The organism is Neisseria sp. HMSC065D04, from assembly GCF_001815675.1.
Lineage (GTDB): Bacteria > Pseudomonadota > Gammaproteobacteria > Burkholderiales > Neisseriaceae > Neisseria.
This window is the reverse complement of sequence record NZ_KV821453.1, coordinates 1-11,360: the sequence shown is the minus strand read 5'-3', so window position 1 is coordinate 11,360 and position 11,360 is coordinate 1. Positions and strand designations below refer to the sequence as shown.

Here is an 11,360-nt window from a genome sequence, read left to right as displayed (position 1 = left end):
AGTTATCAATGAACAAAAGCATTTTGAATCTAACCTGCTGTTAATTAAAGAATCTTTGTTATTTCCGCCTGAATAATACCCGATTTAATACCCGCTTTTGATTTTCTGCTACGAAACTGGGCGCGTTTTAATCCAGTTTTCCACTTCATCTAATCGCCATCGCGAGGCTGCCCCAATCTTGTACGGGCGCGGAAATACATCATCCTTAATCATGGCATAAAGCTTTGTCTTTCCGCAAGCGGTTATCTCTAAGACTTCTTTTAATTTGAGTAATTTCATTTTCTGCCTGCCTTTCGTAGTTTCGTCAGGCGGTATTTCCGCCGCCTGTCGGATTGGTAGTTATTCAGCCGCCGGCGCATCATTGCTCCGTACAAACTTCTTCAAATCGGGTTTAAAGTAATTTTCGCCTTTTACGATTTTCCCGTTCTCGTTAAAGATTGGATTACCGTTTTCGTCAAACTTGCTCCAATTCGACAAATTGACTTCTTGCAATGCCCCAGCCATGTCAAAGCCCATCATATAGCCCACGCCGATTGCTGTTACGATTTGGTCGCACAGGGAATCCAGTAGGTCGATTTCCCAGTTTTCTGGCAATTCTACAAATTTGCCATCACTATTCTTATCAATGGCATCACATACATAAAATTCTTGCGAAATCTGCTCTGCTTGTGCCGAGTTGCAAGACAACGCCGCCATCATTTCAGCAACTTCTTCAAAATGCGCCCCGATTTGGGTTGCCTTGTCTTTTTCTGTCGGATTTGGCTTTGCTGCTTTGAACCAATCAATTACTTTTTCAATATTCATTTTCAAGCTCCTATTTGTACGGTGTATTCTTTGCGGTCATGCGGTTTGTTTTGGTTTACCGCCTGCGCTTGGTAGTAGGCGCATAACCCCTCCGCGCTTGGATAGGTCAAGACGTTGATTGCCTCGACCTTGTAAACCGCGCCGTCCTGCGTCTTAAATTCCTGCCCGATTTTGTACGGGCACCCGTGTTTTTCGGGGTTATCTTTCAGGTCGTCTAAAAGCTCGCCCCGTTTTCTGTTGAGATAATCTATCGCCGCTGATAGCTGGCGTAGGTCGTCTGAAATTGTCACTTCATCTGCCCTTTCTGATATTCGTTTATCTGTATCGCCCCTTTCGGGATTCCTGATACTTCCACCGCGATGATGACGGCGGCGATCAGGATTGCGATAATTATCTCTTTCATGCCGCTGCGTCCTGTCGCATAAGGCTAACCAGGTTCGCCGCGCGTTTAAAATGCTTAGCCCAGTTAAAACAGCTAAATCCTGTTCCGCTGTCGCAATGTCGTATGATGTTTTCCGAATCCTTGACAGCCTGAACTAGCGCGCCGCCCTTATTAGCGACAAGCATTTTCATCATCGGCTGACGCACGTCACCGATACGCTGCGGGCGGATTGGGTTTAATGGCTTGCCGTACATTTCTGAAAGTGCTGAATCTGCCTGAATCCCCACATCGTAAAGCAGGTTTGTGGCGTGCAAGATTCGGTCGGTAAATTCGGCATAGGGCATTTTCAGGCGGCGGGCTTCCGCGCGGGAATCGCTACCGTTGACGACCTTATCAACCGCTGAAATGATTCCGCCATCAAGCTCTAAAAACGTCATGGCTTTCTTGGTAACGCTGACCGCGATTGAGTATGTGGACACTTCGGCGATTAAACGAACCGGCGCGTCTTTCAAAAACTCTTCATACGCGGCGAAGAGATTAGACAGCGGGCGCAATACCAATTGACGTTGATTCGGGCTAAGGTCGTCAAAATCCTTAGTCCATTGCGCGACCGCTTGCGACGCTTCACGGCAGGCAAACTCCACGCTTTTCTCGTTCGCTGGGTCGTCTGTGTTGCAGTACAGACCAAGCCGCTGAACCTGCTTAATAATATGCTCTGCGAAGTTGATTAACTCCTGATTGCAGGCATAGCGCATATCTTGCAACGACAGCCACATCTTGACGCTACATGTAACCGCTTCGTCTGCTGATACCTTTTCGCCTGACAGCATTGCGTTGATGTTGTCCTTTTGCTCTTTCGACATTCCCGATAGCTTGTTGCGGTCAATGTTTTTCACTTTGCCCGCACGTTTCAGGGCGCGCTCTTGCTGCGTTGATTTCTTTGCCGCACGCTTGGCGGCCATCATTTGACTTGCTGTTGTCATGGTTTCCTCGCTTTGCCGTCCTCTCAACGGCTCGGGCGTTTGGCTGCCTGCCTGTGGGGTTGTTATCGTTTGCTGTCGATGTATGCCATAGCAACATCTATGGCTTCACGGATGTCGTTACTTGTAGCTGCCAATACCTCAAAATGGTCTTCTTGCTTTTGGATAACGGCATTTGGGGTTTCAAGAATATCGCCATCTTCGTCGCAAAGCCTTTCTGTTAAAGCGCAATCATTCTTTAACAGCCAGTCAAGGCGCACGGTGTCAGGGTGTGGGATGATTTCAAAATCGTCAGCATCATAAAAACTGGACACCGCGTTACCATCAAAAAAACCAAAACGGATTTAAAACTTATGCTAACTACAATACCAACCGCGCCGTCTGATTTCCGCTTCACGCGGTCACCGAATTTAAACTGCATCATTATTTTCATCCTTTACGTTATAAAACTGCATCGCTGCGTCTATCGCGTCGCGCATACTGTCGATGTGCTTTTCAACACATTCGCGCGGGAGTAACACGCTGCCTATTTTGTTGTGCTTGTCTGCCAGCCAATCAAGGCGAACGGTGTCAGGGTGCTTGATAATTTCTAGGCTATCGAGATGCACATAACGCGGGATATTAAGCCCATCAATAAAAATGCTTGCAGCATTAGATGCTTCATCAATCCCAATTATTACGCCTGACGTTTGGTAGTGTTTACAAGAAACCATATCCCCAAACTTAAACTTACTTACCATTTCGCACTCCTAGAACGGGATGTCATCTGATTCGTCATTACCACCAACGGGCGCGGCTGGTGCCTGACGGCGCGGCGGCGTTGGCGTTTCGCCTTGCGCCTGTTGCTCACTGTTACCACCACCCAGCATTTTCATTTCATTGGCGATGATGTCGTATGCCGTGCGCTCGATGCCGTCTTTGCCCTGATATTTTCGGCTTTGGATTTTGCCTTCCAAATACACTTGACTGCCTTTCTTCAGGTATTGCCCAGCGATTTCGGCAAGGCGGCGATACATGGTGATGTTGTGCCACTCTGTTTTCTCTTGACGCTGCCCGTTGCGGTCGTTCCATGCTTCGCTCGTGGCGACGCTGAAGTTACAGACCGCCTCGCCGTTCGGCATATAGCGCGTTTCAGGGTCTCGACCGAGACGACCGATTAAAATTACTTTGTTCAGCATTTTTGCTTCCTTTAAAAACTGTTTTGACAGGCTTCCAAACGGTCTTTCCGTCTATCTCTTGCGCCTGCCTGATTCCGACGATGTGGATGTCGGGATTCCCCGCAAACAGCCTGATAAATTCCTCCGCCGTCTCGATTGACGAATATTCAGGGCTGATTTGGTAGCGGGCGTTACTAAGCCGCTTCCATTTGCGCGTGTCCTCGTACCACTTCGACTGCTTTTTGTCATATACAAGCCGCCGCCGTTTTTCTTCTTCGGGACGGCTTTTACCAAACACTGCGAACATGACGGCTCCTTACAGGGCGTTGATTTCTGCCTTTTGCTCGTCGGTCAGGTTGTAGTTTTCCAAGACGTCGGAAACTTCTTTCACGCCTGTTGACACCGCTTCAACCAATGCCGCGAACTGTTCTTCTGTCAGCGTGGGCTTGGGTGCTTCTTCCGCTGGTTCAGGATTGGCTTTCTCGACAGGCTGCGCTTCGACCATTGCGTTCAAATCCTGCGCGCTTGATTTCTTGACTTCTTGGATTGCGAACCAGTCATACGGCTTGCCTCATGCCGTCTTTAAGGCTTGTATAGATTTTCCGCAATTCGACAATCTGCGCGGGGCGGATGGCTTCGAGACGGCATTGATAACGGTCTTGGATGTTTTCGGGAGTAATGCCAAACTTACCCATCGCTTCGGTCAGTTTTCGGATGGTCTCTTTGACTTCTTCGGGTTTCGTGCCAACGCTTGCTGCCTGCGTGATTGAGCATTGCGCCAAAGCTGCCTCCACAATATCGCCCGGAATCACACTCAAGATACAGGCGCGGAGTCGGCGGCTGCCCTGATTCGCCACTATCTCATAGATGTCGCGCGGGTCAGTAAGCGTTTTCGCGCCGCCTTTTGACACGCGCTTATGCACTACCTGAAAAACCTTTGCTTGCCGGACGTTGGTTTCCAAATCCCAAGCGTAAGCCTCGACTGTTGACACGCCGTTTTCTTGCGACAGTTCACGAATGCCAAAATCGATATTGCCCCAGTTCTGCGCCAAGACTTCAGCCAATCGGATTGATGGGCCTTCGACGTTTTGCCCGCCGCGCGGGTAACTGTAAACCGCCGAATCTGCCAACGTCTGACGTGTGCAGGCGTTTAAGATTCGGTCTGCTGCCTGAATTTGATTGCGCGGGAACTGTTTAGCCATAAAGACCATCGCCTGTATCTCGCTTGCTTCGCGCTGCGACTTGACTTCGGTCATTGTGTTTGGCAGTGATTCAGAAACCGCCGTTTGTTGAAACGGGTTTTTTACCATTTGATTCATTTTTTAATCCTTGTCATAGTATGCCCAAGCCGGTAAAGATAACGGCTCGATGTTTTCGCTGTATGCGTTAAATTTATTTGCCTTGATACATTCAGCAAGCGTCCTTAAATCCCTGCGGAACAGTTCATGTCCGCGCTCTTTTGCTTCGTCGTCCAGTGTGTAGCAGGCGACGGCGAACGGTGCTTTTTTCTCGACGGCGATGAAGATAAACCCTTTCGGATATTCCCCTGTCGCCTGATAAATGCCGTTGCTGTAAAAGGCGTCCTGAACGTGGTATCGGTAATTGGCGACTGACCGCGCGAAACCGTGCGGGCTTGCGTCGTCTGTTGACTTCAGGTCAACGATGATTCCGTTGCTATTCCAAAAGTCAGGACGGCAACGGCAATCAATGCCAGTTTCTTCGTCTTGCCAAAAGACAGACTGTTCAGGCTTGCCACTACTCAACAATGCCGCCGCCTTTGGGTGTGCTTGGATGGCTGCTGCCATGCCTTTGATTTGCTCTACCCATTCGGCTTTTAGAATCGTCTTTCCGCTTTCTGCAATCTCTGCCAACTGCGCTTTGCCGTCTTTGGTTCGCCCATTGAAGTCATCGGGCAAGACCGCGTAAGATTCGGCAAACACTTCAGGCAACAAGATGTAGTCGTGAAACGCGCTACCGAAAATCATCGCCTGTGTGCTTTCGGTTTCCGATTCCCGCGCGTGTTTGTAATGGGCGGGGCTTTTGGCAAGTTGGTCTAACTGTGTCTTGCTGACCGCCGCATGGCTGTGGTAGTCGGCATTGCTCATATTGCTTATGATTGTCATAACCCACCTGCCAAAAGGCTATCCATGTACTTCCGCGCCGCCTTTTCGGTTTTGAAAACCTGAACGTCTTGCAACGCCGCACGTTTTGCCTTATCGGGTCGGAACGTAACCTTGTTGTAACCGTCGGGCATGATTCCGACCTGATAGCCGCCTCGCACTTTTCGCATGACTACGTTCAGGCTTCGCGGCAAACCCATAAAGCCTTTAACCTTTGCCGACAGGCTGCCTGCAAGTTCGTATGGTCGATGGTTCATTTTGCTGCCTCCGCGTCGCCGCGCACTCTCTCGGCGGCTGTCAGTTGTTCGTACATTTCCGCGATTGCGGCTTCGTTTTCGCGCGTCGCTTTGGCGGCTGCCCGCATCTCCTGCCGTGCCACCGCGTCGCGGATGTTTTCGTATGGGTCGATAGCGTCCACGCCGATTGACGAAACGTCTGTGTAGTCCATATATGCCTGCGCTTTCGCGTATGCCTGCACACAAAAAGCTACTGCCGCCGAAGCGATGATGATTGCTGTGTATTTCATGGTTGTTTCCTCGCTGATTCATGATGTTTGGGATTGCCCGCCGAATCTTCCTTACTAAACTCGGCGGGCTTGGCTGTTTCTTCGTTCAGCCTGCGCCGCGGCAACTAAAGGTATCGTCGCCCGCGCATTGTCGCGGTTTAAGGCGGTGGGAAAACTTTTCAACAAAAACCACCGCCGGCATCCCCACTCACGACTAACGGTTTGCCTACTCTATCCACTTCATGGGTATTCTTTGCCGCTTCAGGCGGCGTTAATCTTTTCCTGCTCGATAAATCGGTCTGCGTAAAAATCGAGATTTTCGATTCGTGTGTAGTAATGGTCGTCCTCGATAGCGTCTTCCATCACTTCCATCATCTCGTTACTGACCCATGCGGCTTCATCTCGGAGATTTATTCTGTATTCCCACTGGCGCGGGGTTTCGTCTTGGCACCCTTTAAGGGCTTCGCGGTACTTAAACGCCGTCTTCATGACGAGATGTTCGATGTCGTCTTCCAGCGTGAAAAACCGTTCTTGCTTCGCCTCGCTGACTGCCTGCGCTCTTGTGTAGGCTGCGTCCTCGCCACTCATTCCCCAGTCAGTGGATACATATCCGATGCTGCTCATTTGATAACCTCACAAGTGATTGACGGCGATGATGTGATTTTCAGTTTCGTACCGTCGGGGAAGTAATAGAACATGACCTTACCCGTTGCCGCTCCCAACTTCCCGCCGACAAATCCGATCGTCTCAATGGTGTCTCTGTAAAGCTGGGAAGCTGAAAAACCTGCTTCGACCTTATCGTCAAATTCGCCCTTTACCCATCGGGCCTTGTTGTTGATGTGTTTGCTTAAATCAAGCATTTTGAGTTTCCTCGCGTTGTTGTCTTAATCAAGGGGTCGGTTTGCCCAAACCCTTGATTAAGCCGCCTATCTTTCAAAGCGGCTCTGTTTGCGCTGCGGGTTATTGTCTTTTCGGCTTCCCGCCTGCCTGTAACCGTTTGTTCGACTTCCCCCATGCCTATCCATGTCTTCCTATCGGCTATCGCCTACCTGAAGGGCGGTTACTGCGTTTCCTTATTTTTAAAGACCGTTGAAACCGTATCGGGCTTTGCTTAGCCGTCTGTTTTGTTTCGATGGGTGTATAGTACAAAAATACTTAAAATCTGTAAAGTACAAAAATACTTAATACAGTATAAAAATACTTGAGTTGTTGATTTTAAAGAGAATTTATTTCTATATTTTTAAGTCTAATTGTACTTATAAGCAACAAAAGAAAACCGCCCATATAGGCGGTAAATGTGAAGCAAATAACGGTATAACCCCTATCGAAAAGGGTAAACCCCTATCAATAGGCAAATAGAAAGCCCGCATTACGCGGGCTTTCTATTTCTAGGGGGTTATGTTTGACTCATGGCGATTAAAGCAGCTTTTGCCAAAAAACCACTACGGGTCTCATGATTTGCCGAAGTGTATTCATCTACTCTATCAAGCAGATACTGCGGCCAGCTAACATTAAACCTAATTTGCTGTTGGCTGATTTTGGCTGGGTCGATTTCAATCATTACCCATGTTGCTCCATCATAATCAGACTCTTGGCTTAAATCGGCAATACTGCTTACGGAAAGATTTTTAAACTCTCCGTCTTCAATCATGCCATCAATGTGCATATAGGCGGCAGAACGGGCATTTGTGATCGCTTCTTCAATAGTGTCACCATAAGAGAAGCAGCCCGGTAAGTCAGGAATGGTTACGCCATATGCCGAATGACTGTCTTTGTGCAAAGCGGCAGGGATAAACATTTTTCATCCTTTTTTCATTTCATGTATTCTTTGTGATTGGGTGATGGGAGCGTGAGATACCCTTGATTATTTGGCTAGAAGAATGGCAGCGGGTTTCCCCGCTGCTTGCCCTTACTTCAAACCGGCTTGCTTAAAGATATTTTTTACCGTACCTATCGGCAAGTCTTTTTTTGGATGTGGCACTGTTACACGACCTTTTTTTGTTGGGTGCTTATATTGCGAATGGCTCCCAGATTGTGCAACTTTATACCAACCATCCTGCTTGAGTAGAGCGATAATGTCTAGACTATTCAATCACATCTCCTCGCTCAAAACATGGCACGTCTGCCATGTGTGTAATAATACACACCATTCTAATAATTGTCAAATTCTAGTGTGTATTTGTGTGTAAATATTTTGATGTATTCTCACGAATTGGGCAAAAAGAAAGCCCGCGCGTGGCGGGCTTGGTGCGATTACTTGTCTTTATTTAGGTTTTTGTCGTGTTTCTCAAGGGCGCGTTTTGTCTGCTTGATTCCGGTTCTAACCTTGTTAATCTTTTCATCAGACAATTTGAGGTCTTCCGGCAATGTGCCGGACGTTTGAATCATTACATTGCGGACTGAGCGTCCCACTTCTTCGGCAGCTCGTTCTAATGGCTTTTGTCCGTGTATGTTTTGATTGCGTATCTTTTCCTCTGTCTGAGTGATTCGGAACGTATTGGCCGCCAATTCGACAGGGTTCATAAAGTCCAGTAATGAGCCTTTCAGGTCGCCTACGCCCTTGTAGTTTTTCAGCTTGTTTATGTTCATGTTGTACAAGCCGCGATAACCGGCATTTTGGAATAAGCCATATTCCTCTACGCCGTGTCTGTGGGCAAGGTGGTTTAATGTCTTTTCTCGGTCGGTAATATCGCCGCGCAAGAACACACGGTTTACGTCGTCTGCATCTCGGAATGTTGCGTTAATCTCTTCCGCCAGCTTGGCAAAATAGGCTTGCGCCGCCGCTACGCGCGGATTACTGATATTCCCATTCATCACGGTTAAGTAGCAGGCAAACCGTGTCAATTTAATATCATTGTCGCAATTATGTGAGGCCGTCTGAATAAAGTTTTCAGTGATCGGGATATCCAACTGGAAGCATACGGAATGGGCGCGGTTGATTGCTTTTAGAATGGCCTGCATATCATTGTAGCCAAGCATCATTGCCAAGTCCGAAGCATACCAAAAGGTGTTTTCATCGGACTGGGAAAAGCTGTCAAAGGTTACTGTTGGCTGAGGGGAAAATACGGCAAGCTGGTGTGTCATATCGCAATTAAATTTAGTCATTTTTCAAACTCTTATTTTACCATAAAATGTTGTTTTATAATGATGATTTACACTCAAATCAAACCATCACGCTCCACCAAAACACACGCCCGATGACAGACAGGTCGTCTAGGCTCGCTTCTTCGTCTGGATATTCAGACTGATTGTAGCTTCTGATTCTGACTTTGTTTTCCGGCAGTTTGTGCAAAATCTTGGTACGCAATAGGCCGCCGTGATTTATCGCGTAAATCTGCCCATCACGAATATTCTTGCTGCCGGTATCTATGCCTAATGTCGCGCCGCTCGGAAATACCGGCTCCATGCTGTCTCCGTCTGCCATCACGCAAACCACGTTTGCAGGATTGATTCCATGCTTTCTGAGTGTGTTACGCGAAAATCTCAGCTTGTAACCGTTGTAGTCCTCTATATCGTCAGCAAAGCCGTTTCCGGCTGATAACTTGATTTCTTTGTACAGTGGCGCTTCGCAGTCGTCCTCAGATAACGGCGTGTCATTGTCCCATTCCTCAATTTTCCCTAGAGGCGTGGCGTTTGAAACAATCTCTTTATCTTCCTTTCCAGTTTCCAACCAATACGGGGAAACGTCTAACGCTTTGGCAATAGAGACTAAATTTGTTGGGCGTTTGTTACGCCCTGCTTCAATAGCCGCGATTGACGCTTGGCTTACTCCCAATAGCTTACTCAATCCTGCCTGACTTAAGCCCTTGCTTCTTCTAGCTTCTCTCAAGCGGTCTTTGATTTCACTCATGCTGATTTCCTTCATGTTGTTATAGGTACAAATGTACTACAAAAAATAATCACTTTGGTACTTGCATTTAAGTATTTTTGTACTTATAATTACAAAAAAGTTTCACAGAAGGGAAAAAATGAAAGAGACACCACAGGAAATTGTCGTTTTTCTACGGCAACACAAAAGTTCTCTTGAGATTGCAAAAGCTGTTGGATGTTCTCAAGAGTTAATTAATAAGATAGCAAGCGGCGAACGTCAGAATCCACGATACCAAATCATGGACGGATTGAGAGATTTAGCGAAGGCCGTAAAAAGGAAAACCCCACGCGGTAACGTGGGCAGGGTTTAGGCACGAGGCCTGCAACAAATTGAATATCCATTTACTTGTTTATCAGAAAGGAAAAAAAAATGAAGAAGCAGGATAAAAACCGCCTGTCAAAGAAAGACAGACGGCTGATTAAAAAGGCGATGCTGAAAGCCGCCGCCAAAGGCTGCGATGAGGTTTACAGAATCGCGGAGGGATTGAAAGACGGCTTTGAATTACTTAGAAAGCAGCTCGATTAAATGGCCGTCATCGGTATTTAGCCCCGATTCTTCGAGTTTTTGATGAAGTGTTTGGATGAATACCGCCAATTCTTCGGCTTGTACTTTGGCTGAACTGCCGCTTAAGCGGATAGAACCGCTGCGGATAAGCTCTTTGGTAAGTATGAAGGATAAGTTGGACGACATTTTTTACTCCGTCGGTTGTTGTGTGGAAACTCGATTGTAACGGAGTGATGACAAATCGGAAAGACGGTTGACTGCCCGGACAGACGGGCAACCGATAAAGAAAAGCCCGCCGAGGCGGGCAATTCCCCTGAATTGCGAGGAAACGATTCAGGTAAGACGAAAGGCGATTATGAACCAAAAACAAACGCAATGCAAGAAGATTGTCGAGTATATCCGCGTAAACGGACACATCACATCTTTGGAAGCAGCAAAACATTTGAATATCACGCAGTTATGCTCTCGGATTATCGACTTGGAAAGCAGGGGCTTTGTTTTCAACAAGCCTAAATTCAAGGTCGGCAACTGTAAAAATCCGGTCGCCCATTACTCAATCGCAAGGTCAGGAATTGAACCATGAACCGAGAACAAAGAATACACGAAGCCCGATTGCTGGTGTTGGCTTATATGCAAACCGAAGACGTAAGCAAGGCGCAGGAAGCATTGGATAAGTGGGTTGAAGAAGTGAAAGGGGTTGATGATGGCAATTATTCGGACGAAGCGTGAACACAATTACACAATCGTCAGCAACAAGGTTTATGACAAAAATCAACTGAGCTGGCAAGCAATGGGATTACTTGGATACCTGCTGACAAAACCTGATAACTGGCAAGTCATGGTTGCGGAGCTTGTGAATGTAACCAAGGACACGAAGAAGCCAACAGGCAGAGAGGGTATTTACAACATCATCAACGAGCTAAAAGAGAAAGGCTTTATTTCAGTAAGAAAAAACAGTGATGGCTCAACGGATTACACGGTTTACGACGAGCCGATTCAAAGCCCTAATCAGGGTAAGCCTAATCAGGGTAAGCCTA

At 47.4% G+C, this 11,360-nt stretch carries 23 protein-coding genes and 1 pseudogene; 4 read left to right on the top strand and 20 right to left on the bottom strand.

Going from position 1 to position 11,360, the window contains the following annotated elements:
* Positions 1 to 108: 108 nt before the first annotated feature.
* From HMPREF3050_RS00105 to HMPREF3050_RS00025, 19 genes are all read right to left on the bottom strand, one after another.
* Complete coding sequence (locus HMPREF3050_RS00105) at positions 109 to 279, bottom strand: helix-turn-helix transcriptional regulator (RefSeq protein ID WP_070773003.1); 171 nt, start codon at positions 277 to 279, stop codon at positions 109 to 111.
* 60 nt (positions 280 to 339) lie between these two features.
* Positions 340 to 804 (bottom strand): nucleoside triphosphate pyrophosphohydrolase family protein, encoded by a 465-nt coding sequence (locus HMPREF3050_RS00100; RefSeq protein ID WP_070773001.1) that lies wholly within the window; start codon positions 802 to 804, stop codon positions 340 to 342.
* Positions 805 to 806: 2 nt separating this feature from the next.
* A complete protein-coding gene (locus HMPREF3050_RS00095) occupies positions 807 to 1,094 on the bottom strand; it encodes a hypothetical protein (RefSeq protein ID WP_070773000.1) in 288 nt (95 codons plus the stop codon).
* Positions 1,095 to 1,203: 109 nt separating this feature from the next.
* Positions 1,204 to 2,151: a hypothetical protein gene (locus HMPREF3050_RS00090; RefSeq protein ID WP_070773005.1), complete on the bottom strand. Its 948-nt coding sequence runs from the start codon at positions 2,149 to 2,151 to the stop codon at positions 1,204 to 1,206.
* A gap of 80 nt (positions 2,152 to 2,231) precedes the next feature.
* Positions 2,232 to 2,480: a hypothetical protein gene (locus tag HMPREF3050_RS14950; protein WP_246830188.1), complete on the bottom strand. Its 249-nt coding sequence runs from the start codon at positions 2,478 to 2,480 to the stop codon at positions 2,232 to 2,234.
* Between the two features lie 96 nt (positions 2,481 to 2,576).
* On the bottom strand, positions 2,577 to 2,906 hold the full coding sequence (locus HMPREF3050_RS00080) for a hypothetical protein (protein WP_070772998.1): 330 nt from the start codon (positions 2,904 to 2,906) through the stop codon (positions 2,577 to 2,579).
* 9 nt (positions 2,907 to 2,915) lie between these two features.
* Complete coding sequence (locus HMPREF3050_RS00075; RefSeq protein ID WP_070772996.1) at positions 2,916 to 3,344, bottom strand: single-stranded DNA-binding protein; 429 nt, start codon at positions 3,342 to 3,344, stop codon at positions 2,916 to 2,918.
* Positions 3,298 to 3,630 (bottom strand): hypothetical protein, encoded by a 333-nt coding sequence (locus HMPREF3050_RS00070; protein ID WP_070772994.1) that lies wholly within the window; start codon positions 3,628 to 3,630, stop codon positions 3,298 to 3,300. The genes HMPREF3050_RS00075 and HMPREF3050_RS00070 overlap by 47 nt, the downstream gene beginning before the upstream one ends.
* Before the next feature lie 9 nt (positions 3,631 to 3,639).
* Positions 3,640 to 3,837 (bottom strand): hypothetical protein, encoded by a 198-nt coding sequence (locus tag HMPREF3050_RS14725; RefSeq protein ID WP_210399901.1) that lies wholly within the window; start codon positions 3,835 to 3,837, stop codon positions 3,640 to 3,642.
* 43 nt (positions 3,838 to 3,880) lie between these two features.
* Positions 3,881 to 4,642 carry a hypothetical protein gene (locus HMPREF3050_RS00065; RefSeq protein ID WP_210399900.1) on the bottom strand — a complete coding sequence of 254 codons (762 nt, stop codon included), beginning with the start codon at positions 4,640 to 4,642 and terminating at the stop codon, positions 3,881 to 3,883.
* 3 nt (positions 4,643 to 4,645) lie between these two features.
* Complete coding sequence (locus HMPREF3050_RS00060; RefSeq protein WP_070772992.1) at positions 4,646 to 5,446, bottom strand: PD-(D/E)XK nuclease-like domain-containing protein; 801 nt, start codon at positions 5,444 to 5,446, stop codon at positions 4,646 to 4,648.
* Positions 5,443 to 5,700 (bottom strand): hypothetical protein, encoded by a 258-nt coding sequence (locus tag HMPREF3050_RS00055; RefSeq protein ID WP_070772990.1) that lies wholly within the window; start codon positions 5,698 to 5,700, stop codon positions 5,443 to 5,445. Before HMPREF3050_RS00055 ends, HMPREF3050_RS00060 begins: the two co-directional genes overlap by 4 nt.
* Positions 5,697 to 5,969 carry a hypothetical protein gene (locus HMPREF3050_RS00050; RefSeq protein ID WP_070772989.1) on the bottom strand — a complete coding sequence of 91 codons (273 nt, stop codon included), beginning with the start codon at positions 5,967 to 5,969 and terminating at the stop codon, positions 5,697 to 5,699. The genes HMPREF3050_RS00055 and HMPREF3050_RS00050 overlap by 4 nt, the downstream gene beginning before the upstream one ends.
* A 240-nt stretch (positions 5,970 to 6,209) precedes the next feature.
* Positions 6,210 to 6,572, bottom strand: coding sequence for a hypothetical protein (locus HMPREF3050_RS00045; RefSeq protein ID WP_070772987.1), 363 nt, complete (start codon positions 6,570 to 6,572; stop codon positions 6,210 to 6,212).
* Complete coding sequence (locus tag HMPREF3050_RS00040; RefSeq protein ID WP_070772986.1) at positions 6,569 to 6,808, bottom strand: hypothetical protein; 240 nt, start codon at positions 6,806 to 6,808, stop codon at positions 6,569 to 6,571. The genes HMPREF3050_RS00045 and HMPREF3050_RS00040 overlap by 4 nt, the downstream gene beginning before the upstream one ends.
* A 536-nt stretch (positions 6,809 to 7,344) precedes the next feature.
* The gene (locus tag HMPREF3050_RS00035) at positions 7,345 to 7,746 is read right to left on the bottom strand and encodes a type II toxin-antitoxin system HicB family antitoxin (RefSeq protein ID WP_070772983.1); all 402 of its coding nucleotides are present in this window, start codon (positions 7,744 to 7,746) and stop codon (positions 7,345 to 7,347) included.
* Between the two features lie 111 nt (positions 7,747 to 7,857).
* Positions 7,858 to 8,040 (bottom strand): type II toxin-antitoxin system HicA family toxin, encoded by a 183-nt coding sequence (locus HMPREF3050_RS12930; RefSeq protein WP_016686371.1) that lies wholly within the window; start codon positions 8,038 to 8,040, stop codon positions 7,858 to 7,860.
* Positions 8,041 to 8,201: 161 nt separating this feature from the next.
* Positions 8,202 to 9,053 carry a BRO family protein gene (locus HMPREF3050_RS00030; protein WP_070491872.1) on the bottom strand — a complete coding sequence of 284 codons (852 nt, stop codon included), beginning with the start codon at positions 9,051 to 9,053 and terminating at the stop codon, positions 8,202 to 8,204.
* Between the two features lie 58 nt (positions 9,054 to 9,111).
* Entirely contained in the window at positions 9,112 to 9,798 is a 687-nt protein-coding gene (locus HMPREF3050_RS00025; RefSeq protein WP_070772981.1) for an XRE family transcriptional regulator, read from the bottom strand.
* A 390-nt stretch (positions 9,799 to 10,188) separates the two neighbouring features.
* Here HMPREF3050_RS00025 and HMPREF3050_RS13995 point away from each other — a divergent pair, with 390 nt between their 5' ends.
* Positions 10,189 to 10,344, top strand: a complete 156-nt coding sequence (locus tag HMPREF3050_RS13995; protein ID WP_141756629.1) for a hypothetical protein — start codon at positions 10,189 to 10,191, stop codon at positions 10,342 to 10,344.
* Here HMPREF3050_RS13995 and HMPREF3050_RS00015 read toward each other — a convergent pair.
* Positions 10,321 to 10,509: a hypothetical protein gene (locus tag HMPREF3050_RS00015; protein WP_070491881.1), complete on the bottom strand. Its 189-nt coding sequence runs from the start codon at positions 10,507 to 10,509 to the stop codon at positions 10,321 to 10,323. The genes HMPREF3050_RS13995 and HMPREF3050_RS00015 overlap by 24 nt on opposite strands.
* A 169-nt stretch (positions 10,510 to 10,678) precedes the next feature.
* On the opposite strand from HMPREF3050_RS00015, the gene HMPREF3050_RS00010 reads away from it, so the two are divergent.
* The 3 genes and pseudogenes from HMPREF3050_RS00010 to HMPREF3050_RS00005 form a co-directional block, all read left to right on the top strand.
* Entirely contained in the window at positions 10,679 to 10,906 is a 228-nt protein-coding gene (locus HMPREF3050_RS00010) for a helix-turn-helix domain-containing protein (RefSeq protein ID WP_070772977.1), read from the top strand.
* Positions 10,903 to 11,052: a hypothetical protein gene (locus tag HMPREF3050_RS14495; RefSeq protein ID WP_168166244.1), complete on the top strand. Its 150-nt coding sequence runs from the start codon at positions 10,903 to 10,905 to the stop codon at positions 11,050 to 11,052. The genes HMPREF3050_RS00010 and HMPREF3050_RS14495 overlap by 4 nt, the downstream gene beginning before the upstream one ends.
* Positions 11,024 to 11,360, top strand: a pseudogene (locus HMPREF3050_RS00005) (hypothetical protein); the annotation flags it as partial. The gene HMPREF3050_RS14495 and the pseudogene HMPREF3050_RS00005, both read left to right, overlap by 29 nt.

Excerpts from the sequence above, each read along its gene's own strand:
- HMPREF3050_RS00105 (WP_070773003.1), bottom strand. The coding sequence starts at position 279 with ATGAAATTACTCAAATTAAAAGAAGTCTTAGAGATAACCGCTTGCGGA.
- HMPREF3050_RS00100 (WP_070773001.1), bottom strand. The coding sequence starts at position 804 with ATGAATATTGAAAAAGTAATTGATTGGTTCAAAGCAGCAAAGCCAAAT.
- HMPREF3050_RS00090 (WP_070773005.1), bottom strand. The coding sequence starts at position 2,151 with ATGATGGCCGCCAAGCGTGCGGCAAAGAAATCAACGCAGCAAGAGCGC.
- HMPREF3050_RS00080 (WP_070772998.1), bottom strand. The coding sequence starts at position 2,906 with ATGGTAAGTAAGTTTAAGTTTGGGGATATGGTTTCTTGTAAACACTAC.
- HMPREF3050_RS00075 (WP_070772996.1), bottom strand. The coding sequence starts at position 3,344 with ATGCTGAACAAAGTAATTTTAATCGGTCGTCTCGGTCGAGACCCTGAA.
- HMPREF3050_RS00070 (WP_070772994.1), bottom strand. The coding sequence starts at position 3,630 with ATGTTCGCAGTGTTTGGTAAAAGCCGTCCCGAAGAAGAAAAACGGCGG.
- HMPREF3050_RS00065 (WP_210399900.1), bottom strand. The coding sequence starts at position 4,642 with ATGAATCAAATGGTAAAAAACCCGTTTCAACAAACGGCGGTTTCTGAA.
- HMPREF3050_RS00060 (WP_070772992.1), bottom strand. The coding sequence starts at position 5,446 with ATGACAATCATAAGCAATATGAGCAATGCCGACTACCACAGCCATGCG.
- HMPREF3050_RS00055 (WP_070772990.1), bottom strand. The coding sequence starts at position 5,700 with ATGAACCATCGACCATACGAACTTGCAGGCAGCCTGTCGGCAAAGGTT.
- HMPREF3050_RS00050 (WP_070772989.1), bottom strand. The coding sequence starts at position 5,969 with ATGAAATACACAGCAATCATCATCGCTTCGGCGGCAGTAGCTTTTTGT.
- HMPREF3050_RS00045 (WP_070772987.1), bottom strand. The coding sequence starts at position 6,572 with ATGAGCAGCATCGGATATGTATCCACTGACTGGGGAATGAGTGGCGAG.
- HMPREF3050_RS00040 (WP_070772986.1), bottom strand. The coding sequence starts at position 6,808 with ATGCTTGATTTAAGCAAACACATCAACAACAAGGCCCGATGGGTAAAG.
- HMPREF3050_RS00035 (WP_070772983.1), bottom strand. The coding sequence starts at position 7,746 with ATGTTTATCCCTGCCGCTTTGCACAAAGACAGTCATTCGGCATATGGC.
- HMPREF3050_RS00030 (WP_070491872.1), bottom strand. The coding sequence starts at position 9,053 with ATGACTAAATTTAATTGCGATATGACACACCAGCTTGCCGTATTTTCC.
- HMPREF3050_RS00025 (WP_070772981.1), bottom strand. The coding sequence starts at position 9,798 with ATGAGTGAAATCAAAGACCGCTTGAGAGAAGCTAGAAGAAGCAAGGGC.
- HMPREF3050_RS13995 (WP_141756629.1), top strand. The coding sequence starts at position 10,189 with ATGAAGAAGCAGGATAAAAACCGCCTGTCAAAGAAAGACAGACGGCTG.
- HMPREF3050_RS00015 (WP_070491881.1), bottom strand. The coding sequence starts at position 10,509 with ATGTCGTCCAACTTATCCTTCATACTTACCAAAGAGCTTATCCGCAGC.
- HMPREF3050_RS00010 (WP_070772977.1), top strand. The coding sequence starts at position 10,679 with ATGAACCAAAAACAAACGCAATGCAAGAAGATTGTCGAGTATATCCGC.
- HMPREF3050_RS14495 (WP_168166244.1), top strand. The coding sequence starts at position 10,903 with ATGAACCGAGAACAAAGAATACACGAAGCCCGATTGCTGGTGTTGGCT.